Source organism: Streptomyces carminius, assembly GCF_002794255.1.
Lineage (GTDB): Bacteria > Actinomycetota > Actinomycetes > Streptomycetales > Streptomycetaceae > Streptomyces > Streptomyces carminius.
This window is the reverse complement of sequence record NZ_PGGW01000040.1, coordinates 120,925-140,380: the sequence shown is the minus strand read 5'-3', so window position 1 is coordinate 140,380 and position 19,456 is coordinate 120,925. Positions and strand designations below refer to the sequence as shown.

The following is a 19,456-nucleotide window of genomic DNA, read 5'->3' as shown; positions in this document are numbered from 1 at the left end:
CTAAAAGCGAACTAGTCGCTATGGTGAACTAGAGCGAAGGGGGGAGTAGAAATGCCGACGACGGACCCCTCCACGAGCTGGCTGCGCGGAACGCTGCCGCTGGTCCTGGCGGCGGTGCTGGCCGAGGCCGACCACCACGGCTACGCGCTGGTGCAGCGGCTCGGGGAGCTGGGCTTCGGCAAGATCCGGGGTGGCGCGCTCTACCCGGTGCTGGGCCGCATGGAGCAGGACGGCCTGGTCATGGCCCGCTGGGAGGCGGGGGAGGGCGGCCCGGGCCGGAAGGTCTACCGGCTGACCGGTACCGGACGCCTCCGGCTGGAGGAGGAACGCACCCGCTGGCGGGATTTCTCCGCCGCCATGGACGGCCTCCTGGAGCAGTCGGAAGAGGCGGAACAGCAGGCGGGACAGGTACGGGAGGAACGATGACCACGGACACACACCGGAAATGGACCGCACGGGCCCGGCTCGCCATGGCCGCGCACGCGGTGGACCGGGAGACCGCCGACACCGCGCTCGGCGAGGTCGAGCAGCACTGCGCGCTCAGCGGCGAGCACCCGCGCGAGGAGTTCGGCACACCGGAGGAGTTCGCCCGTACCGTCGCCGTCGAACGCGTCCCCGAGCGGGTGCGCGCCGGACGGGACCGGGCGGGGATGACCCCGGCCGACTACCGGCGGGGCGGACTGGCCGGGGTCGGGCTCCTGCTGACGGTGCTCGGCGTGATGCTGTGGCTCGAGCCCGGCAGCACGATCACGGTCACGGCGCCCGCCCTGGCCGGGACGGTCCTCGTCGCGGCCGTGGTGCTCTGTGTGTTCGCCGCCGTGGCCGCCTCCCGCGTCGCCCGCCGGTGGTGGTGGGGCGGTGCGGTCCTCGCGGTGGTCCTCGCGGGAACGGCCACCGACAGGCTGCCCGAGGACGACCTGTTCGGGATGCCGTCCTTCGCCGTCTGCCTGACCGGGATCATCCTGCTGCTCGCCTGGTCGCTGCTGCCCGACGGCGCACCGGACCACGACTCCACCCGCGACCACGACCACGACTCGATCCACGACCACGACTCGATCCACGACCAGAACGGGGCCTCATGAACACCTCGACCGGCAAGCCCGCCGACCCCGCCGCCGACAAGTGGCTGCGCGAGCTCACCGACCTCCTCCGGCAGCGCCACGGCATCACCCGGGACCGTGCCGCCGAACTCACCCGCGAGGCCGGGCGGCACCTCGCCGAGAGCGGCGGCACCCCCGAGGAGGAGTTCGGCCCGGCGCCGCTGTACGCGCTCCGGCTGGCGGACGAGGAGAAGGGCGCCCGGGAGCCGTGGTGGATGCGCCGTGAGGTGCAGGCGCTGATCATGGGCGTCGTCGGCGCCAGTTGGCTGGTGGGCGCGATAGCCGCCGGGGTGTGGTGGCAGATCGGGATGACCGCCTTCATCGTCGTGTGGTGCGCCGGGGAACTGGGCGCCTACGTCCTCCGCAGGCGGCGCGAGGCGCGGGCGGGATAACGGGGGCGGCGGCAGCGGCGGTGGGCGCCCGGGACGGCGGCGGGGGAACCGCCGTCCCGGGCCCGGCACGTACGCGCCGGTGCTCAGCGGCCGCGGTACAGGGCGTGGACGCCGGCCGCGGCGCGGGCCAGCTCCGCACGGGCCTCGGACGGCCCCAGTACCTCCACGTCCGTGCCGAACTGGAGCAGCTGGCGGACCGCGCCGAGCACGGGATAGGCGAACTCGGCCGGCACCCAGCCTCCGTCGCCGTCCGCACCGTCCCCGCTGTCCCCGCCGTCCGCACCGTCCTCCGTCAAGGCCGCCGACACCAGGCAGGGCCCCACGATGCGGGCCACCATGTCCAGCCGCTCGCGCCGCACCCGCGCCGTGACCCGCACATCGCCGGGCCGCTCCTCCACCTCTCGCCGCAACCGGTCCCACACCTCGGCCAGTTCCACGCCCGCGCGGCGCCGCACCGGCGCGCCGGTGACCGTGACCTCCGACAGCCGGTCGGCGCGGAACAGCCGCCCGTGCCGCCGGTGGTCGGCGACCAGGTACCAGACGCCCGCCTTGGCGACCAGCCCGTAGGGATCGACCGTGTACGTGCGCGGAGCGGCCCGGCCGCCGTGCCGGTAGCGGACGCGCAGCCGCCGGTCGGTGAGGACCGCGCCGTGCAGCTCCGCCGGGTCCGGCGCCTCCGGGGCCGCCGTGAGAGCCGGGCCCGCCAGCCAGCGGTCGGGGTCCACCAGGACGCGGCGGCTGGTCAGTTCGGCCGCCGGGCGGTGCGGCGCGGGCAGCGCGACCAGCAGCTTGCGCAGTGCGGAGCCCAGCGCCCCCGCCAGCCCCAGCGCCGCGTGCGTCCTGCCCGCCGCCAGGACGAACAGGGCCCGCGCCTCGTCGCCCGTGAGGCCGGTGACATCCGTGCGGAAGCCGGGGAGCAGGGCGATGCCGCCGTACCGGCCGCGCTCGGCGTACACCGGGACCCCGGCCGCCGACAGCGACTCGACGTCCCGGTAGACGGTGCGTACCGAGACCTCCAGCCGCTCGGCCAGTTCGGCGGCCGGGATGCGGTTCCTGGTCTGGAGCAGCAGGAGGATCGAGAGCAGCCGGTCGGACTTCACCGTGTGGATCCTCCCGGACTCCCGGAAACATGACGGTGGTTGTCAGGTTATGCGGCCAGGGTCGTCCCATGCGAAGTGAGCGCGGGGAGAAGAGGGAGAAGGCGTCCGGTGGGGGTGCGCGGCGCGGCGGTGGCCGGGTGCCGGGGGCACGCCGTCTGCTCCTGCTGGACGGGACGGGCATGGCCGTCGTCGGGGCCGGTTATCTGGCCGGCGCGGCCCCGCTGGGCCGGGTGCTGGGACCGGCTACGGGGACGGTCGCCCTGGTCGGCGCCGTGCTGCTGGTGCTCGGCGCCGCGGTCGCCCTGGCGGCCCGGCCGCCGGAGGCCGCGCCGGGCACGGTGCGGTGGGTGGTCGCCTGCGGGGCGGGCTGGATCGCGCTCAGCGCGGCCGTGCTCGCCTTCGATGTCTTCGGAGCCGGAGTGCTGGACCTGACCGCGGCCGGGGCCGTGTGGACCGCGGCCCAGACCGTCCCGGTGGGGGTCTTCGCCGCGCTCCAGTACGCCGCGCTGCGGCGGGCGGCGCCTCCCGCGGGCCGCGGGTGACCGCGGCCCGCGCGGCCCGCGGGAGCCGTCACGGCTCGACCACGGTCTCCTGGGCCGCCGCCGTGTCGCCCGCGAGCAGTTCGGCGTCCACCGGCACGTTCCGCTTCACCAGGGCCAGCGCGATCGGGCCCAGCTCGTGGTGGCGGGCCGAGGTGGTGACGAAACCGAGCTGCCGGCCCTCCTCACCGTCCTTCGCCAGCCGGACGGGGGTGCCGGGGCCGGGCAGGTGCACCTCGGAGCCGTCCAGGTGCAGGAAGACCAGGCGGCGCGGCGGCTTCCCCAGGTTGTGGACGCGCGCCACCGTCTCCTGGCCCCGGTAGCAGCCCTTCTCCAGATGGACGGCGCTGCCGATCCAGCTCACCTCGTGCGGGATCGTGCGGTGGTCGGTCTCCAGGCCCAGCCGCGGCCGGTGCGCCTCGACGCGCAGCGCCTCCAGGGCCAGTACGCCGACCGCCGGGCCGTGCGCCGCCGCGAAGGGCTCCAGCTCGCCGCGCGGCAGGAACACGTCCCGCCCGTACGGCGTCTCGCGCACGACCGTGCCCTCGGGCGGCTCGGCGATGGAGCCCGCCGGGAGGTGGACCACCGCGTACTCGGCCGTCGCGTCGGTGACCTCGACCCGGTAGAAGAACTTCATGCTCTCCAGGTACTCGATCAGCGCCCCCTGGGTGCCCGGTTCGACGTGCGCCCACACCGTGGAGCCGTCGTCGACGAGGTAGAGGGCGTGCTCGACGTGGCCGTGCGCGGAGAGGACCAGCGCCTCGGTGGCGAGGCCGGGCTCCAACTCGCTGACGTGCTGGGTGAGCAGCAGGTGCAGCCAGCTCAGCCGGTCCTCGCCGGTGACGGTGACCACCCCGCGGTGCGAGAGGTCCACCAGGCCGCCGCCGTCCGCGAGGGTGCGCTGCTCGCGGAAGAGGTCGCCGTAGTGCGCGGCGACACCTTCGTCCGGCGCCTCGGCGGGGACGGCGCCGGGCAGCGACAGCAGGGGGCTCTTGTACGACATGTGACCAGCCTACGACTCCTCGTCGGCCGCGCTTCCCCCGCCGGTGCCGCCGTCCGCGCCGTTCGCGTCGCCCGCGTCGCCCGCGCCGTTCGCGCCGTTCGCGCGCTTGTCCGCGCAGTCCCGGCAGCGGCCGAAGATCGCGAAGTGCTTCATGTCGGTGTCGAAGCCGAACTGCTCCCGCAGCCGGCCGGTGAACTCGGCGGCCAGCGAGATGTCGGCCTCGATCACCTCCGTGCAGTCCCGGCACACCAGGTGCATGTGGTCGTGCCGGTCGGCGAGGTGGTACGTGGGCGCGCCGTGGCCCAGATGGGCGTGGCTGACCAGCCCCAGCTCCTCCAGCAGCTCCAGGGTGCGGTAGACGGTGGAGATGTTCACGCCGCCCGCGGTGCGCCGCACCTCGGCGAGGATGTCGTCCGGGGTGGAGTGCTCCAGCCTGTCCACGGCCTCCAGCACGAGCTGGCGCTGCGGCGTCAGCCGGTAGCCGCGTCTGCGGAGGTCGCTCTGCCAGTCGGTGCTCACCACACGGCCCAGTGTAAGGAGGGCGCCGCCGGGGCGGGGGCCGACGGCGCGGCCGGTACCGCCGGGGGCCGTCAGCGGAAGAAGGCGATCCCGTCGTCCGGGAGGTCCTTGAGGTCCCTGGCCCACTCGCTGGGATCGACGACCTTCTTCAGATGGGCCGACATGTACGGGCGCAGCGGCGTCTCGGGGGTGGCCATCTCGCCGACCCACATCAGGTCGCCCTTGACATAGCCGTACAGCCGCTTGCCGCCGGTGTACGGGCCGGAGGAGGAGAGCCGGGCGACGGCGTCCGTGGCCAGGTCGATCTGGGGCTTCTGGTCGGCCAGCTCGCCGTACCAGACCTCGGCGACGCCCCGGTCGCGGATCATGACGGCCTCGACCCTGCGCTCGGAGTCGATCCGCCAGTAGCCGCTCTCGGTCTCCAGCGGGCGGACCTTCTCACCCTTGTCGTCCAGCTCCCAGCTGTGCGAGACGTACTCCAGGAAGTCCCGGCCGTCGTGGGAGAAGGTGACCTCCTGGCCGAAGTTGCACTGCTCGCGCCCGGGGAAGTCGGCGACCCCGGCGCCCGCCCAGTCGCCCAGGAGGAACGCGAGGGGGACGAGGTCCCGGTGGAGGTCGGACGGAATCTCGATCATGGCTGCTCAGGCGATCTGTCGGGGGCGGGCGGCGTGGGCGGTGCGGACGGCGGGGACGGCGGGGACGGTGCGGACGGTGCGGGCGGGCGGTGCGTCAGCGCTGGCCCTCGAAGAGCTTCTTCACGGTCAGCGCCATGAACCCGGTGACGGCCGCGAAGGCCAGGATCAGCAGGGCGATGAAGAATGCCTCAAGCACGGGAGGGCTCCTCGGTGGCGTCGTACGGGCGGGTGGGCCGGTGGGCGGCCCTCCGCCCGAGTCTAGTGGGACGGCGGCGGGCGGCGCTGTGAGGTACGCCGCGGGCCGCCCCGCCGCGTGCTGGGGTCGGGGCCGGTCCGGGGCGACCATTCCGGACGGTACGATTTACGGCCGTTGCCGTGTCACGTGTCGTGGCCCGCTCATTGGCCGCAAATCGTTCCCCTTGCCTCCGGCATGGGCAACCCCAGAGTGTCCGGAACGGTCGCCCCTCCCCGTCCCCTTCCGCCGTCGCCCGGCGGCCGGTAGTCCTCAGCCCAGGAGCTGGGCCTGGAGGATCACCGTCTGCCGGAAGGGCACCTCGGCCGGGGACGGTTTCCCGGCTCCGGCCCCCCTCGCGGTCTGCACGACGACGCCCACGGTGTCCCCGGCCAGCAGGTACGCCAGGCGCGTCGTCCGGCCGCGCGGCCGGACGTCGGTGTGGACGCCCACCTCGACCCCGTCCGGCCCGGCGTCGGACGGCCAACCGTCGTCGGGAGCCAGCCGCGGTCCCCAGCGGAGGGCGGTGCCCGGCGCGGGGGAGCCGGTGAGCAGGTCGGCGTGGAAGGCGGTCGCGATCGCCGCCGTGTTGAACCGCAGCAGACGGATGTCGGTGCGGGTGCCGTCCGGCATGGTCCAGCCGCGCGCGGTGATGTGCCGGACGGCGTCGTCCAGCAGCCGCCGCCGAAGCTCCTCGCCCGCCGCCGCCGAGTGGATCCGGGTGTGCTCCTCGACGGTGATCCACTCGCCGTCCGGGTCCGGTGACCCCTCCACCGTGCCCGCGGGGGCCGGGAGCAGCAGGTCGCGCAGGTCGGCGTGGTGGATCCGGGCCGGGTTGTCCGGTGCGAACGGGGGCGGCGAGCCGGAGGGGAGGGCGGGCAGGACGAGCGCCGGGAAGTCCCAGCGGCCGTCGTCCTCGGTGGCCAGGCCCGGTACGTCGCCGCGCTCCAGCCGCAGGATGCCGTACGCGGTGCCGGCGAGGAACACGGCGAAGACGGCGGCGACCGTGCCCCAGAGCCGGACGGCCCGCCGCAGCCGGGGAGGGAGGACGGGCGTCTCCGGCAGTCGCGGCAGTCGCGGCAGCCCCGGCAGTCGCGGGAGGCGGCGGGGCGGCGGCGCGTCCGGGTCGAGGAGCTCGGGCGCGTGGAAGCCGGCGTCCCGCCCCGCCCCGCCGGCGGGTCCGGCCCACGGATCCGGCCGGGGCGGCCCGTCCGGGTCCGGGACCCACTCGGGCTCGCCGATCGAGGAGCCCGTCATGCGTCACCGTCCGGGGGGCCCAGCCGTTCGAGCTGGATCACCAGCAGCCCGACGGCCTCCACCAGCGCCGTGGACGGTCCGGTGCCGTCCGCCCGGAGGAACAGCAGCAGGTCGCCGTGGTGGGCCGTGCAGACCAGCGACGGCAGACCGCTTTTGCCGGCCGCGGGCGGCTGCCGGCAGTCGGGGTCCTCGGTGCCGACGGTGTACGGGTGCTCGGGGAAGTCCGAGAACGCCCCGGCCAGGGCGGACCGGAAGGCGGCGATCTGCCGGTCGGCCCCGTCCCTCTCCAGCCGGGCGAGATGGAGCGTGATGGTGAGGTTGTCCCCCGGCAGGGTGTACGAACGCGCCTCCGTCTCGCGGATGTCCAGCCGCCCGAGGAGCCGGCGGTACGCGCGGCGCTCCCCGGCGGGCAGGCCCGCGGCGCTCTCCGCCATCAGGTCCGGGGCCGCCCCGCCGCTCGCCCTGAGGGTGTGGTGGCGGCCCGCGATGTCCGGGCCCGGGTCGAAGCCGACGAGCTCGGGCTGTATCAGCCAGTTGCCCGGTCCGGGGACGGGACGGGGCACGGGGCCGTCCGCCCGGTGATCCTCGTCCGGGCCGTGCCAGATCCGGGCGGGGGCGGCGCGGTCGGCGTCCGCCACCAGGTGCGCGGTGCAGGCCAGCGCGCCGCCCGTCGCGCCGAGCACTGCGGCGGCGGCCAGGACGCCGGCCCGGCGGCGCGGACCGCCGCCGGGACCGCCGCCGGTGCGCGCCGTGCTCACAGGCGCTCCAGCTGCCGCTCGGCCAGTGAGGCGATGTCCCGTTCGCGGACCGGCCGGGTGTCGTGGATCCGGATGTCCAGCACGAGGTCGCCGCGCTGTGCGACGGCCCGGGCCCGATACCTGGGCTCCCGGCCCGGGGGCCGGACGGGCTCGCCGGATACGCCGAGGATGTAGTAGCGGCCGTTGCCCGAGTTCCGCAGGGCTCCGCTGCCGCCGTCGCCCGTGTCCGCCGCCTCGCGCGTCAGGGCCCGCAGGCGCGCGGCGTAGGCGCGGGCCGAGTGCCACTGGACGCCGTGGAACTGCAACAGGGCGATGTCCACGGTGCGGTGGCCGTCCTCCGCCCAGGAGGTGACCGCGATACGGCGGATGTCCGCGCCGAGCAGTTCCTGGAGGGCGTCCCCGGGATCCTCGTGGTCGGCGACGTACCCGGGGACGAAGGCCCAGCCGTCCTCGGCGAACGGCGGATCGGCGTCCCGGGCGCCGCCGGGGGCGTCCAGGAGCAGCTCGCGCAGATCGCCCTCCGTCCGTACCCGCCGGTCCTCCTCGGCGGTGAGCGGCGCGGGCGCGCTCTCCTCGGCCGACGGCTCGTCGGGGTGGGACAGTCCGGCCTGGGAGAGCGGCGGCAGCGGGGTGGGGGCGCGGCCGGCCTGGACGGTGTAGCCGGTGGCGACGCCGCCGACGGTGCCGAGCAGGGCGGCGCAGCCGAGCAGCAGGAGCGCACGGGGGCCGAGCCCGCCGGGGAATCCGCCGGGGAGGCCGCCGGACCCGCGGCGTCGGTACGGATGCGGATGCGGGGGCGAGGTCGGGGACGGGGGGCCGGATTCCGGGACCCCGGTCCCCTCCTCCGGCGGGAACACCGGCACGGGCGCCTCCTCGTGTCGCCGTCGGTTCGGTGCACCAGTATGCGGCCGGTACGCGCGGACCTCACCGCTCCGAACCGGCCCGCGTCACGGGCCGCCGGGCCACGGACTACCGTGGCGGCATGGCAGGTGTGGCAGGTACGGCGGGTACGCCGAAGAAGCTCGTGATCAAGGTGACGGCCGGGGCGGACGCCCCCGAGCGCTGCTCGCAGGCGTTCACGGTGGCGGCGGTGGCCGCGGCCAGCGGGGTGGAGGTCTCGCTCTGGCTGACCGGGGAGTCGGCGTGGTTCGCGCTGCCGGGGCGGGCGGCGGAGTTCGAACTGCCGCACGCCGCGCCGCTGCCCGAGCTGATCGAGGGCATCCTGGCGGGCGGGCGGATCACCCTGTGCACGCAGTGCGCGGCGCGGCGCGGCATCGAGGAGAAGGACGTGCTCGAGGGCGTCCGCATCGCCGGGGCGCAGGTCTTCGTCAGCGAGGTCATGGGCGAGGACGCGCGGGCGCTCGTCTACTGATCCACTGAATCCACTGGGACGGCAGGACGGCAGGACGGCGGAGCGGCACGAGGGCCGCGTCCCGGAGGTCGGACACCTCCGGGACGCGGCCCTCGCCCGTTCGTTCCCGCCGCGGCGGTCACACCGTGATGGCGACCTCCGCCACGCCGCCCTGCTGGGCGACGACGGTGCGGTCCGCGGTGGCGCCGGGTACCAGGGCGCGCAGCGTCCAGGTGCCCTCGGCGGCGTAGAAGCGGAACTGGCCGGTGGCGGAGGTCGGCACCTCCGCCGTGAACTCGCCGGTGCTGTCCAGGAGGCGGACGTACCCGGTGACGGGCTCGCCGCCGCGGGTCACCTGGCCCTGGATCGTCGTCTCACCCGGCTTGATGGTGGCGGCGTCGGGCCCGCCGGGCTGTGCTCCGCACATGTCTTCGGTCTCTTCTCTGTGAGATCGGTGAGTGGAGGAGTGGACCGGCCGGACGGCTCAGTTGTCGCCGGGGCCGAGCTCGATCGGCACGCCGACCAGCGAGCCGTACTCGGTCCAGGAGCCGTCGTAGTTCTTGACGTTCTCCTGGCCCAGCAGCTCGCGGAGCACGAACCAGGTGAGCGAGGAGCGCTCACCGATGCGGCACAGGGCGATGGTGTCCTGCGAGAGGTCGATGCCCGCGTCCTCGTAGAGGGCCTTCAGCTCCTCGTCGGACTTGAAGGTGCCGTCGTCGTTGGCGTTCTTCGACCACGGGATGTTGCGCGAGGACGGGATGTGGCCGGGGCGCTGCGACTGCTCCTGCGGCAGGTGGGCCGGGGCGAGCAGCTTGCCGCTGAACTCGTCGGGGGAGCGGACGTCCACCAGGTTCTTCTTGCCGATCGCGTCGACGACCTCGTCGCGGAAGGCGCGGATGGAGAGGTCCTGCTCCTTGGCCTTGTACTCGGTCGCCGGGCGGGAGGGCACCTCGGAGACCAGCTCGCGGGCGTCCAGCTCCCACTTCTTGCGGCCGCCGTCGAGGAGCTTCACGTCCTGGTGGCCGTAGAGCTTGAAGTACCAGTAGGCGTAGGCCGCGAACCAGTTGTTGTTGCCGCCGTAGAGGACGACGGTGTCGTCGTTGGAGATGCCCTTCCCGGACAGCAGCTTCTCGAAGCCCGCCTGGTCGACGAAGTCGCGCCGCACCGGGTCCTGGAGCTCGGTCTTCCAGTCGATCCGGACGGCGTTCTTGATGTGGTTCTTCTCGTAGGCCGAGGTGTCCTCGTCGACCTCGACGATGACCACCTTGGGGTCGTCGATGTGGGCCTCGACCCAGTCGGCGTCCACCAGGACGTCACTGCGGCTCATGTGTCTCCTCCGGAGGGCGGGTGCTTCAAGGATGAGCGGTGGATGTGCGGGCGGGCGTGTGCGGCTCGCGGGCGTCCGGGGTGTGTGCGGCGCCGGTGGCCGCGGGGCGCGCGGCGGGACAGCGGTGCGGTGCGTGCCGCGGACCGCGCGCCGGGCGCGGGCGGGGGCACCGGATCAGCCGTCAGAGGACGGTGCGACAGAGCATGGCGGCGACACGGCACAGGTCGACTGCCCGTCGCTTGGTGAGATCCGCCTGTCGCGTCATGGGCCCGATCGTAGGGACGGAAGGGCGGAAGTGCCACCGTCGTTCCGTATCACGAGACGCGATCGTCCGGCAGGTGAGATTCCGGCCGAACTCCGCGCCCGGTCCGTACGCCTGTGCGGTGCCCCCGCCGAAGCCTCCGCGGTGTCTTCTGTCGTACGGACGCGGCCGTCTCGACTGCTGGACGGCACCGGACGGCGGCGGTCGGCCCGGGCCGGGCGCCGCCGTCCGCCGTCAGCCCGCCAGGTCCACCTCGCTGCCGGAGAGGTGCAGCGTGACGCCGTCCTCTGCCATGGTCAGCTTCTCCAGCCGCAGCCCCTCCGGAAGTCCGGTGATCTTCAGCTCGTGGTCCACCCGGCCCCGTATGAGGTTCTCCGCCACGGGGATCTCGGGGATGTTCTCGGCGCGCAGCGCTATGGTGTCGCCGTCCCGCACGCTCGCCGCGCTGTAGAGGGTGACCTGCGCCACGGGGATGTCCACGTCGATCCTGACCTGGTTCTCCGCGGCCCGCTCCGGCCCGGCGTACGCCGCGGTGACGCCCTCCGTGCCCGCCGCGGTCAGATCCGCGTAGCCGATCCGCGCGGTGCCGGTGGCCCGGCCGGCCACCGCCGAGGAGAAGTTGTTCTCCAGTCGCACGTCGCGCAGCTTCACGTCGACCTCGGTGACCTCCACGGAGCGGTCGCCGACCCGGACGGTCAGCCCGTCCATGGAGGCGTCGACCGAGTCCAGTTCCTTGCCCGCCACCTGGGTCAGGAAGGGGAAGCCGTTGATCTGGACGGAGGGGTTCTGGTCCAGCCCGCGGGAGGATCTGATCCGTTCTGCGATCTTGTCCTCGGCGAGGCCGACCGCGAGCCGGTCGGCGCCGACGAACAGCCCGCCGAGGAGGACCGTGAGTATCAGCAGGACTCGCAGTGCGCGCATCGTGAGGATCCCCCCAGGGGTGGCCGGGCCGGTCGGGGCCGACCGGCCTGATCGGTCTGATCGAGTTGATGTGAACCTGGTCGAACTGACGGATCGACGCCGACAGGGGCCGAACGGGTTCCGGGGAGCCTAACCCGGCCCCCGGCCCCGGGTCCGGACGGGGCTACCCCAGCGCCCTGCCCAGCAGGTACACCGCCGGGACGGCGGCGGTCAGCGGCAGCGCCACCCCGGCCGTCATGTGGACGAAGCGGGAGGGGAAGTCGTAACTGGCCACCCGCAGCCCGATCAGCGCGCACACCCCGGCCGCCAGGCCCAGGAGCGCACCCGGCAGGGCGTCCAGGGAGACGAGCAGCCCGGCCGCCGCGCCCGCGCCCGCCGCGGCCGGGAGCGCGGCCACGAGGGAGACCGCCGACGGCAGCGGCAGCGCCCGGACGAGCGCGGTGACGGCCACCCCCAGGGCGCCGGCCGTCACCGCGTCGGGCTCGGCGGCCAGCAGGCCGGCGCCGAGCACGGCCAGGGCGCTGGAGGCGATGGCGGCGGTGAGGGCGTACAGCCGCTCGTCGGGGGAGCTGGTGTTGCGCAGATGCGCGGTGACGACCAGCACGCACCAGAGGCCGAGCGTGCCGACGACGGCGGCCGTGGCGTGCTCGTCGCCGGTGGCCAGCAGCGCGATGTCGGCGGTGACACCGCCCAGGAACGCCAGCGCGATGCCCTGCCGGGCGGGCCACATCCCGTTGAGCCGGTACCAGCCCGCGGCGGTGACCGCCTGGAGCAGCAGCACCGGGACGGCCAGCACCGGCCGGGAGGCCGTGGCGGCGAGGGCGAGCAGCACCGCCAGGACGGCGGTCAGGACGGCGGGCAGCAGGCCCGGCGCGATGATCGGGTCGCCGGTGCGGCGCGGCGCGGCGGTGCTCCCGGGGCCACGTCCGGAGCCGGACCCGGATCCGGCGTCGGAGCCGGGGCCGGACCCGGCTCCGGGTGCGCCGCCGGGGGCGCTCAGGGTGGCGGTGGACGCGGCCGGCGGCTCGCCCGGCGCCCCGTACGCCTCGTACGCGCCCGGGGCGTACGGCGCCCCTGGCGCGCCGCCCTGGGGCCGGTACCGCTGCTGGTGCGGCAGCGGGTACTGCGGGCCGGGGTGCTGCCCCGGGTGCTGCCGCTCGGGGCGCGGCTGCTCGGGATACCACTGGTCGGTCATCGTGAGCCTCCCGCGAAGGGGGGAAGCACCTCGACGGTGCCGCCCTCGGACAGCCGGACGAGTGCGTGGTCGCGCCTGCCGACCGGGTCACCGTCCACCAGGAACGAGCAGCGCCGCAGCACCCGGTCGAACTCCGGCCGGTCGGTGTGCCGCTCGCGCGCCGCGGTGAGCGCCTCGGCGAGGGTGTGGGCCTCGTATCTCTCCTCGGTGATCCCGGCGGCGGCCTTGGCCGCGGCCCAGTAGCGGATCATGCCGCTCGGCATGGTGGTGTCCCTCTCAGCCGTCCGTCGTGCCGTCCCCATCATGGCGTGCCGGCCGGCACGCCCGTGCCGCCGCCCACGAACCGATGCGGTCCAGCAACCCGGGCGGCGCGGCGTTCTCGGCGTGGCCGAAGCCGTGCTCGATCCACAGCTCGGTGTGCGCCGGGTCCGCGGCGGCGGCCAGCGAGCGGGGGTGGTCCAGCGGGAAGTACGCGTCCCGGTCGCCGTGCACCACCAGCAGCGGCACCGGGGCGATCAGCGGGGCGGCGCCCACCGGGGAGAGCGGCACCGGGTCCCAGTCGCGGTGGTGGACACGGGTGCGCAGCCAGTGGCGGGAGACCAGCCGGCCCAGGGGGTGCTGTATCGCCCAGTGCACCCGGCGCATGGCCGGGGTGCCCCGGTAGTACCAGCGCGCGGGGGCGCTCACGGCGACGACCGCGTCGGTGTGCGCGCCCGTACCCCCTGGATACGCCTCATGCGCCGCGTGACCCCCGGCCGATGCGGCGTCCTCCGCGCCGCCGTCCGCCGCCCGGAACAGCGCCGCGTGCCGCACCACCACCGAGCCGCCCATGGAGAAGCCCACCGTCGCCACCCGGCGGTACCCCAGCGAACGCGCCCAGCGCACCGCCGCCGCCAGGTCCAGCACCTCCCGGTCGCCGACCGTGGACCGGCCGCCGGAGCGGCCGTGGCCCCGGAAGGAGAAGGTGACCACGGCCGCGTGGCGGGCGAGCGCCTGTGACGCTCGTCGCACCGCGGGCCGGTCCAGCGAACCGGTGAAGCCATGGGCGACGACGATCGCGCACCGCGCCGGAGCTGCTTCCTCCGCTTCCGTCCCGCCACCGGTGGTCACCCCTGCGTACGGCCGGTGTTCCGCCTCGATGCCCACCCCGTCGGCGGCCCGCAGCCGGGTCCGCGTGACGGCCCGTGCCGGGGGCCGTTCCGGTGCACCGTTACCACCCAAAGTGACGACGCTGGTACGGAAAAGCTTTCCGGACCCCTCCGCATGCTCGACCATGTGGGATATTCTCAACGACCAGAAGGATCCGGGCAGCGACGCCCCCGGGTCCTTTCGTGCTTTCTGGGAGCGCCGTACGAAGCAGTGCCGAGACACGTCCCCACGGGGCCCGGGGAAAGGAACTCGCCGTCATGAGCTCGCTACTCCTACTCACCAACGCACTCCAGCCATCCACCGAGGTCCTGCCCGCGCTCGGCCTGCTCCTGCACAACGTCAGGGTGGCACCGGCCGAGGGTCCCGCCCTGGTGGACACCCCCGGAGCCGACGTCATCCTCGTGGACGGCCGCCGCGACCTGCCGCAGGTGCGGTCCCTGTGCCAGCTGCTGCGCTCCACCGGGCCCGGCTGCCCGCTGATCCTGGTGGTCACCGAGGGCGGCCTGGCCGCCGTCACCGCCGAGTGGGGCGTCGACGACGTCCTGCTGGACACCGCCGGACCGGCGGAGGTCGAGGCCCGGCTGCGGCTGGCCACCGGACGCCAGCAGATCGCGGGCGAGGACAGCCCGATGGAGATCCGCACCGGCGACCTGTCCGTGGACGAGGCCACCTACAGCGCCAAGCTCAAGGGCCGGGTGCTGGACCTGACCTTCAAGGAGTTCGAGCTGCTGAAGTACCTGGCGCAGCACCCCGGCCGGGTCTTCACCCGCGCCCAGCTCCTCCAGGAGGTGTGGGGCTACGACTACTTCGGCGGCACCCGCACCGTCGACGTCCACGTACGGCGGCTGCGGGCCAAGCTCGGCCCCGAGCACGAGTCGCTGATCGGCACCGTGCGCAACGTCGGCTACCGCTTCGTCCTCCCGGAGAAGGGCCCGGAGAAGGGCACCGAGAAGGGCTCCGGGAAGAAGGGGCCCGCCGAGGCGGGGAAGAAGGAGGAGGAGGCGGCCGGGGCGGTCGCGGACGCCGCCGAGAAGGTGGCCCGGGACGCGGTGCGGGGCCCGGCGGGCGGCCCCGGCGGCCGGCGGTAGCGGGCCCCGGCCGGGCCGCCGCCCGGACGGCGGGGGCGAGGCCCGGCCACCCCCGTTGACCGGGGCGCTCACCGGGCCGCTCACCCGGGAGAGAAGCGGCACTTCGCGCGTAGACTGCGCCCGTGGCAAAGGTGACGCGGGACGATGTGGCGCGGCTGGCGGGTACGTCGACCGCGGTCGTCAGCTATGTGATCAACAACGGCCCGAGACCGGTCGCCCCGGCGACCCGGGAACGGGTGCTCGCGGCGATCAAGGAGCTGGGGTACCGGCCCGACCGGGTCGCGCAGGCGATGGCCTCGCGGCGCACCGACCTGATAGGGCTGATCGTCCCCGACGCCCGGCAGCCCTTCTTCGCGGAGCTGGCGCACGCGGTCGAACAGGCCGCCGCCGACCGCGGCAAGATGGTGCTCGTCGGCAACTCCGACTACCTCGACGAGCGCGAGGTCCACTATCTGCGCGCCTTCCTCGGCATGCGCGTCTCGGGCCTCATCCTGATCAGCCAGGGCCCCAGCGAGCGCGCCGCCGCCGAGATCGACGCCTGGGACGCCCGGGTGGTGCTGCTGCACCGGCGGCCCGAGGCGATCGACGACGTGGCCGTCGTCCTCGACGACGTCGGCGGGGCGCAGATGGTCACCCGGCACCTGCTGGAGCACGGGCACGAGCACGTGGCCTGCCTGGGCGGCGTGGAGACCACCCCCGCCTACGGCGACCCGGTGACCGACCACGTCGAGGGCTGGCGCCGGGCGATGCGGGAGGCGGGCCGCTCCACCGAGGGGTTGCTCTTCCAGGCCCCCTACAACCGCTACGACACCTACCGCGTCGCGCTCGGCCTGCTCAGCGGCCCCGACCGGCCGTCCGCGCTGGTGTGCGCCACCGACGACCAGGCCATCGGCGTGCTGCGGGCGGCCCGCGAGCTGGGCGTCGACGTGCCCGGCGAACTGGCGGTGGCCGGCTTCGACGACGTCAAGGAGGCGGGGCTGACCGACCCGCCGCTGACCACGGTGGGCTCGGACCGCGAGGCGATGGCGCGGGCCGCGGTGGACCTGGTGCTGGACGACGGGGTGCGGGTGACGGGCTCGCGGCGCGAGCGGGTGCGCCAGTTCCCCGCGGGCCTGGTGGTGCGGCGCTCCTGCGGCTGCGAGGGGTAGCGGCGGCGGGGCATAGCGGCGGCGGATTCTTCGGCGGGTCTCAGCCCGTACTCATGGAGTTCTCATCCCGGGCGCGCACAGTCGCCGGTATGAGCGAACACGAGACGAACCACAGGACGAACCCCGCGGCGGACCACGGGACGGACCCCGGGCCGCGGCCGGGGTACGCGTACCCGCCCCGCCCCTCGTACGAGCCCGCCGCCGGCACCGTCGCCCCACCCGCGTCGGCCGCGCCCGCCCAGGGAGCGCACGCCCGCCGGCGCGTCCGCCGTCCGGCCGCGGTGCTGACGGCCGTGGCGATCGTCTCCGCGGTGGTCGGCGGCGGTACGGCCACCCTGGTGGGCGAGGCGTACGGCGACGGCTCCGGCACCTTTGCCGCCACCTCCCCGGCGGTCCCCGGGACGAACACCTCCGCCGACTCCGGCGCGAGCGTCGCGGACGTGGTGAAGGCCGTCGGCCCGAGCGTCGTGGAGATCGGCGCCAACTCCCGCGCCGGCTCCGGGACCGGCTCCGGAGTGGTGATCTCCGGGGAGGGCGAGATCCTCACCAACAACCACGTCGTCTCCGGCGCCGCCGAGATCAGGGTGACCTTCGCCGACGGCAGTACCGCCCCCGCCGAACTCGTCGGCACCGAGCCCGACCTCGACATGGCCCTGCTGAAGGTGGGCGGCGAGGACCTTCCCGACGGGCTGGAGCCCGCGAAGCTGGGGGACTCCGACGCGGTCCGCATCGGCGACCGGGTCGTGGCGTTCGGCTCGCCCGAGGGTCTGTCGGGCACGGTCACCAGCGGCATCGTCTCCGCCAAGGACCGCGAGGTCACCGTGGCCCGGGAGGACGGCGACGGCGGCCGGCCGCGCCCCGACGGCGAGTGGCCCTTCGAGTTCGACGGCGGCCGGTACAACGGCGAGGTCGGACCGGAGACCACCACCTACAAGGCCATCCAGACCGACGCCTCCCTCAACCCCGGCAACTCCGGCGGCCCGCTGGTCGCCATGGACGGCACGGTCGTCGGCATCAACTCCGCGATCCACAACAACGCCGCCGCCACCGGGGGCAAGGCGGGCAGCGTCGGCCTGGGCTTCGCGGTGCCGGCCGACGAGGTGAAGAAGATCCTCGACGACCTGCGCGCCGGTGACTGACGACAGGGGTGCGACACTCGCCCCCATGGCTCCTCCCCACCACCCGGCCGACCCCGCCCCGCCCGCCCGTGTGCTGATCGTCGACGACGAGCCGGACGTACGGGAGGCCCTGCGCCGCAGCCTGGCCTTCGAGGGCTACGACACCGACCTCGCCGCCGACGGCCTCCAGGCCCTGGAGCGGGTGGCGGCGCACCGGCCCGACCTGGTGGTCCTGGACGTGCTGATGCCGCGCATGGACGGGCTGACCGCCGCCCGGCGGCTGCGCGCGAACGGCGAGACGGTGCCCGTCCTGATGCTCACGGCCCGGGACACCGTGGGCGACCGGGTCACCGGTCTGGACGCGGGCGCGGACGACTACCTGGTCAAGCCGTTCGAGCTGGACGAGCTGCTGGCCCGGGTCCGCGCCCTGCTGCGCCGCGACTCCTACGCCCGGGAGCGGGCCGGTGCCGAGGGCGCGGCGGACCCCGGGGTGCTGGCCTTCGCCGACCTGCGGATGGACCTCGCCACCCGCGAGGTGACCCGCGGCGGGCGGCCGGTGGAGCTGACCCGGACGGAGTTCACGCTGCTGGAGATGTTCCTGGCGCACCCGCGCCAGGTGCTGACCCGAGAGCAGATCCTCCACACCGTCTGGGGCTTCGACTACGAGCCCACCTCCAACTCCCTGGACGTGTACGTGATGTACCTGCGCCGCAAGACCGAGGCCGGCGGCGAGCCGCGGCTGGTGCACACCGTGCGCGGCGTCGGCTACGTGCTGAAGGACTGACGGACCGACGGACCGATGGACTGGCGGACGCGAGAGACATGACGGAGACGAGGGACACGAGGGGCCAGCACCCCGCACCGGTGACCGGCCGCACCGACCCCACCGGCCGGCCCGGCGGGCTCAACGCCCTGCCGCTGCGCTCACGGCTGGCCCTGCTGGTCGCGGTGGCCGTGGCGGTCGCGGTGGCGGCCTGCGCCACGGCGGCCTGGTTCCTGGTCCGCGACCAGCTGGTCGACTCCCTGGACGACGCACTGCGCGCCAACCGGGTCCCCGACGGCGTCGTCGTCGACCTCGTGCAGGCGGGCCAGTGCCGGGCGGTGCCCGAGGAGCAGCGGGAGGAGGTGCCCAACCCCTTCCGCTCCACCGTGCAGCTCGTGGACCGCGACGGCGACAGCTGCATGGTCTTCGGCAACCAGCCGCTGCCGGTCGGCTCCGCCGACGTGGCGGTGGCCGGCGGCGAGCGCGAGGAGGCCCTGCACACCGTCACCGCGGGCGGCGCCGAGTACCGGGTGCTCACCACCCCGCTGCGGGGCACGGACGCCGCCCTGACCGTCTCCCGTCCGCTGGACGAGGTGGACGGCACCCTGGACACCCTCGCCCTCGTCCTCGGTCTGGTCGCCGCCGCCGGGGTGCTCGGCGCGGCGGGCGCCGGCGTGGTGCTGGCCCGCGCCGGACTGCGGCCGGTGGACCGGCTCACCGAGGCCGTCGAGCACGTCGCACGCACCGAGGACCTGGCCGTCCGCATCCCGGTGGAGGGGAACGACGAGGTCGCCCGGCTGTCGCGCTCCTTCAACTCCATGACCGCCGCCCTGGCCGTCTCCCGCGACCTCCAACAGCAGATCGTCGCCGACGCCGGGCACGAGCTGCGCACCCCGCTGACCTCGCTGCGCACCAACATCGACCTGCTGGTGCGCAGTGAGCGGACCGGCCGTCCACTGCCGCCGGAGGACCGCCGGGAGCTGCTGGAGTCCGTACGGGCCCAGCTCACCGAACTCGCCTCCCTCGTCGGCGACCTCCAGGAGCTCTCCCGCCCCGAAGCCGCCCCCGCGGGCGGGCAGACGGAGGTCGTCGGCCTGCACCGGATCGCCGAGCGCGCCGTCGAACGCGCCCGGCTGCGCGGCACGGGCCTGACCCTCACCCGCGAACTGGCGCCCTGGTACGTGCGGGCCGAGCCCGCCGCCCTGGAACGGGCGGTGGTCAACCTGCTGGACAACGCCGTGAAGTTCTCCCCGCCCGGCGGAACGGTCGAGGTGGTCCTGGCCGACGGTGTCCTGCGGGTGCGCGACCGGGGGCCGGGCATCCCCGAGGAGGAGCTGCCCTTCGTCTTCGACCGCTTCTGGCGCTCCCCGTCCGCCCGCGGTCTGCCCGGCTCCGGGCTGGGCCTGTCCATCGTGGCCCGCACGGTGCGCCGCGGCGGCGGCGAGATCGCCCTGCGCCCGGCCGAGGGCGGCGGCACCGAGGCCGTCCTGCGCCTGCCCGGCGCCCCCGTGCCGCCACCGGACCTGCCGGACTGAACCGGAGGCCGGAGGCCGGAGGCGGGGCCGGGGCCGGGGCCGGGGAGGTTCCGGCCGCGGCTCG

23 protein-coding genes are annotated in these 19,456 nt (G+C 74.9%); 10 read left to right on the top strand and 13 right to left on the bottom strand.

What is annotated here, in order from left to right; translation table 11 throughout:
• Positions 1–51: 51 nt before the first annotated feature.
• The 3 genes from CUT44_RS12510 to CUT44_RS12500 are packed head-to-tail and all read left to right on the top strand — an operon-like array spanning position 52 to position 1,492.
• A complete protein-coding gene (locus CUT44_RS12510) occupies positions 52–426 on the top strand; it encodes a PadR family transcriptional regulator (protein WP_100202036.1) in 375 nt (124 codons plus the stop codon).
• Positions 423–1,082, top strand: a complete 660-nt coding sequence (locus CUT44_RS12505) for a hypothetical protein (protein WP_100202035.1) — start codon at positions 423–425, stop codon at positions 1,080–1,082. The genes CUT44_RS12510 and CUT44_RS12505 overlap by 4 nt, the downstream gene beginning before the upstream one ends.
• The gene (locus CUT44_RS12500) at positions 1,079–1,492 is read left to right on the top strand and encodes a hypothetical protein (protein ID WP_100202034.1); all 414 of its coding nucleotides are present in this window, start codon (positions 1,079–1,081) and stop codon (positions 1,490–1,492) included. The genes CUT44_RS12505 and CUT44_RS12500 overlap by 4 nt, the downstream gene beginning before the upstream one ends.
• 83 nt (positions 1,493–1,575) lie before the next feature.
• On the opposite strand, the gene CUT44_RS12495 is transcribed toward CUT44_RS12500, so the two are convergent.
• The gene (locus CUT44_RS12495; protein WP_100202033.1) at positions 1,576–2,592 is read right to left on the bottom strand and encodes a helix-turn-helix transcriptional regulator; all 1,017 of its coding nucleotides are present in this window, start codon (positions 2,590–2,592) and stop codon (positions 1,576–1,578) included.
• A 68-nt stretch (positions 2,593–2,660) separates the two neighbouring features.
• Between CUT44_RS12495 and CUT44_RS12490 the strand changes: the two genes are divergently transcribed.
• Positions 2,661–3,134 carry a hypothetical protein gene (locus tag CUT44_RS12490; protein ID WP_146252210.1) on the top strand — a complete coding sequence of 158 codons (474 nt, stop codon included), beginning with the start codon at positions 2,661–2,663 and terminating at the stop codon, positions 3,132–3,134.
• A 28-nt stretch (positions 3,135–3,162) separates the two neighbouring features.
• Here the strand turns inward: CUT44_RS12490 and ygfZ are convergent, their stop codons facing one another.
• The 6 genes from ygfZ to CUT44_RS12455 all read right to left on the bottom strand — a co-directional run bounded on the left by ygfZ (position 3,163) and on the right by CUT44_RS12455 (position 8,398).
• Positions 3,163–4,134: a CAF17-like 4Fe-4S cluster assembly/insertion protein YgfZ gene (gene ygfZ, locus CUT44_RS12485; protein WP_100202031.1), complete on the bottom strand. Its 972-nt coding sequence runs from the start codon at positions 4,132–4,134 to the stop codon at positions 3,163–3,165.
• Between the two features lie 9 nt (positions 4,135–4,143).
• Entirely contained in the window at positions 4,144–4,656 is a 513-nt protein-coding gene (locus CUT44_RS12480; protein WP_233221370.1) for a Fur family transcriptional regulator, read from the bottom strand.
• A 68-nt stretch (positions 4,657–4,724) separates the two neighbouring features.
• Positions 4,725–5,288, bottom strand: a complete 564-nt coding sequence (locus CUT44_RS12475; RefSeq protein WP_100202030.1) for an FABP family protein — start codon at positions 5,286–5,288, stop codon at positions 4,725–4,727.
• Positions 5,289–5,793: 505 nt separating this feature from the next.
• Positions 5,794–6,777 carry a hypothetical protein gene (locus CUT44_RS12465; RefSeq protein WP_100202028.1) on the bottom strand — a complete coding sequence of 328 codons (984 nt, stop codon included), beginning with the start codon at positions 6,775–6,777 and terminating at the stop codon, positions 5,794–5,796.
• A complete protein-coding gene (locus tag CUT44_RS12460) occupies positions 6,774–7,535 on the bottom strand; it encodes a hypothetical protein (RefSeq protein ID WP_100202027.1) in 762 nt (253 codons plus the stop codon). Before CUT44_RS12460 ends, CUT44_RS12465 begins: the two co-directional genes overlap by 4 nt.
• On the bottom strand, positions 7,532–8,398 hold the full coding sequence (locus CUT44_RS12455) for a hypothetical protein (RefSeq protein ID WP_100202026.1): 867 nt from the start codon (positions 8,396–8,398) through the stop codon (positions 7,532–7,534). Before CUT44_RS12455 ends, CUT44_RS12460 begins: the two co-directional genes overlap by 4 nt.
• Positions 8,399–8,517: 119 nt before the next feature.
• Here CUT44_RS12455 and CUT44_RS12450 point away from each other — a divergent pair, with 119 nt between their 5' ends.
• Positions 8,518–8,907, top strand: a complete 390-nt coding sequence (locus CUT44_RS12450; RefSeq protein WP_100202025.1) for a DsrE family protein — start codon at positions 8,518–8,520, stop codon at positions 8,905–8,907.
• Positions 8,908–9,025: 118 nt separating this feature from the next.
• Here the strand turns inward: CUT44_RS12450 and CUT44_RS12445 are convergent, their stop codons facing one another.
• From CUT44_RS12445 to CUT44_RS12420, 6 genes are all read right to left on the bottom strand, one after another.
• Entirely contained in the window at positions 9,026–9,313 is a 288-nt protein-coding gene (locus CUT44_RS12445; protein WP_100202024.1) for a DUF1416 domain-containing protein, read from the bottom strand.
• Positions 9,314–9,370: 57 nt separating this feature from the next.
• Positions 9,371–10,213, bottom strand: a complete 843-nt coding sequence (locus CUT44_RS12440) for a sulfurtransferase (protein WP_100202023.1) — start codon at positions 10,211–10,213, stop codon at positions 9,371–9,373.
• Between the two features lie 496 nt (positions 10,214–10,709).
• Entirely contained in the window at positions 10,710–11,396 is a 687-nt protein-coding gene (locus tag CUT44_RS12435) for an LmeA family phospholipid-binding protein (RefSeq protein ID WP_100202022.1), read from the bottom strand.
• 163 nt (positions 11,397–11,559) lie between these two features.
• The gene (locus tag CUT44_RS12430) at positions 11,560–12,591 is read right to left on the bottom strand and encodes a hypothetical protein (RefSeq protein ID WP_100202021.1); all 1,032 of its coding nucleotides are present in this window, start codon (positions 12,589–12,591) and stop codon (positions 11,560–11,562) included.
• On the bottom strand, positions 12,588–12,854 hold the full coding sequence (locus CUT44_RS12425) for a MoaD/ThiS family protein (RefSeq protein ID WP_100202020.1): 267 nt from the start codon (positions 12,852–12,854) through the stop codon (positions 12,588–12,590). Before CUT44_RS12425 ends, CUT44_RS12430 begins: the two co-directional genes overlap by 4 nt.
• Positions 12,855–12,867: 13 nt before the next feature.
• Positions 12,868–13,866: an alpha/beta hydrolase gene (locus CUT44_RS12420; RefSeq protein ID WP_100202019.1), complete on the bottom strand. Its 999-nt coding sequence runs from the start codon at positions 13,864–13,866 to the stop codon at positions 12,868–12,870.
• Between the two features lie 131 nt (positions 13,867–13,997).
• On the opposite strand from CUT44_RS12420, the gene CUT44_RS12415 reads away from it, so the two are divergent.
• The 5 genes from CUT44_RS12415 to CUT44_RS12395 all read left to right on the top strand — a co-directional run bounded on the left by CUT44_RS12415 (position 13,998) and on the right by CUT44_RS12395 (position 19,392).
• Entirely contained in the window at positions 13,998–14,828 is an 831-nt protein-coding gene (locus CUT44_RS12415; RefSeq protein ID WP_100202018.1) for a response regulator transcription factor, read from the top strand.
• A gap of 122 nt (positions 14,829–14,950) precedes the next feature.
• On the top strand, positions 14,951–15,976 hold the full coding sequence (locus CUT44_RS12410; RefSeq protein WP_100202017.1) for a LacI family DNA-binding transcriptional regulator: 1,026 nt from the start codon (positions 14,951–14,953) through the stop codon (positions 15,974–15,976).
• 89 nt (positions 15,977–16,065) lie between these two features.
• Complete coding sequence (locus CUT44_RS12405; protein WP_100202016.1) at positions 16,066–17,115, top strand: S1C family serine protease; 1,050 nt, start codon at positions 16,066–16,068, stop codon at positions 17,113–17,115.
• A 25-nt stretch (positions 17,116–17,140) separates the two neighbouring features.
• Positions 17,141–17,878, top strand: a complete 738-nt coding sequence (locus tag CUT44_RS12400; RefSeq protein WP_100202015.1) for a response regulator transcription factor — start codon at positions 17,141–17,143, stop codon at positions 17,876–17,878.
• A 38-nt stretch (positions 17,879–17,916) separates the two neighbouring features.
• Positions 17,917–19,392, top strand: a complete 1,476-nt coding sequence (locus tag CUT44_RS12395) for a HAMP domain-containing sensor histidine kinase (protein ID WP_100202014.1) — start codon at positions 17,917–17,919, stop codon at positions 19,390–19,392.
• The last annotated feature ends 64 nt before the right edge of the window (positions 19,393–19,456 follow it).

Excerpts from the sequence above, each read along its gene's own strand:
- CUT44_RS12475 (WP_100202030.1), bottom strand. The coding sequence starts at position 5,288 with ATGATCGAGATTCCGTCCGACCTCCACCGGGACCTCGTCCCCCTCGCG.
- CUT44_RS12425 (WP_100202020.1), bottom strand. The coding sequence starts at position 12,854 with ATGCCGAGCGGCATGATCCGCTACTGGGCCGCGGCCAAGGCCGCCGCC.
- CUT44_RS12490 (WP_146252210.1), top strand. The coding sequence starts at position 2,661 with ATGCGAAGTGAGCGCGGGGAGAAGAGGGAGAAGGCGTCCGGTGGGGGT.
- CUT44_RS12440 (WP_100202023.1), bottom strand. The coding sequence starts at position 10,213 with ATGAGCCGCAGTGACGTCCTGGTGGACGCCGACTGGGTCGAGGCCCAC.
- CUT44_RS12415 (WP_100202018.1), top strand. The coding sequence starts at position 13,998 with ATGAGCTCGCTACTCCTACTCACCAACGCACTCCAGCCATCCACCGAG.
- CUT44_RS12405 (WP_100202016.1), top strand. The coding sequence starts at position 16,066 with ATGAGCGAACACGAGACGAACCACAGGACGAACCCCGCGGCGGACCAC.
- CUT44_RS12395 (WP_100202014.1), top strand. The coding sequence starts at position 17,917 with ATGACGGAGACGAGGGACACGAGGGGCCAGCACCCCGCACCGGTGACC.
- CUT44_RS12510 (WP_100202036.1), top strand. The coding sequence starts at position 52 with ATGCCGACGACGGACCCCTCCACGAGCTGGCTGCGCGGAACGCTGCCG.
- CUT44_RS12465 (WP_100202028.1), bottom strand. The coding sequence starts at position 6,777 with ATGACGGGCTCCTCGATCGGCGAGCCCGAGTGGGTCCCGGACCCGGAC.
- CUT44_RS12430 (WP_100202021.1), bottom strand. The coding sequence starts at position 12,591 with ATGACCGACCAGTGGTATCCCGAGCAGCCGCGCCCCGAGCGGCAGCAC.
- CUT44_RS12445 (WP_100202024.1), bottom strand. The coding sequence starts at position 9,313 with ATGTGCGGAGCACAGCCCGGCGGGCCCGACGCCGCCACCATCAAGCCG.
- CUT44_RS12505 (WP_100202035.1), top strand. The coding sequence starts at position 423 with ATGACCACGGACACACACCGGAAATGGACCGCACGGGCCCGGCTCGCC.
- CUT44_RS12435 (WP_100202022.1), bottom strand. The coding sequence starts at position 11,396 with ATGCGCGCACTGCGAGTCCTGCTGATACTCACGGTCCTCCTCGGCGGG.
- CUT44_RS12420 (WP_100202019.1), bottom strand. The coding sequence starts at position 13,866 with ATGGTCGAGCATGCGGAGGGGTCCGGAAAGCTTTTCCGTACCAGCGTC.
- ygfZ (WP_100202031.1), bottom strand. The coding sequence starts at position 4,134 with ATGTCGTACAAGAGCCCCCTGCTGTCGCTGCCCGGCGCCGTCCCCGCC.
- CUT44_RS12400 (WP_100202015.1), top strand. The coding sequence starts at position 17,141 with ATGGCTCCTCCCCACCACCCGGCCGACCCCGCCCCGCCCGCCCGTGTG.
- CUT44_RS12500 (WP_100202034.1), top strand. The coding sequence starts at position 1,079 with ATGAACACCTCGACCGGCAAGCCCGCCGACCCCGCCGCCGACAAGTGG.
- CUT44_RS12450 (WP_100202025.1), top strand. The coding sequence starts at position 8,518 with ATGGCAGGTGTGGCAGGTACGGCGGGTACGCCGAAGAAGCTCGTGATC.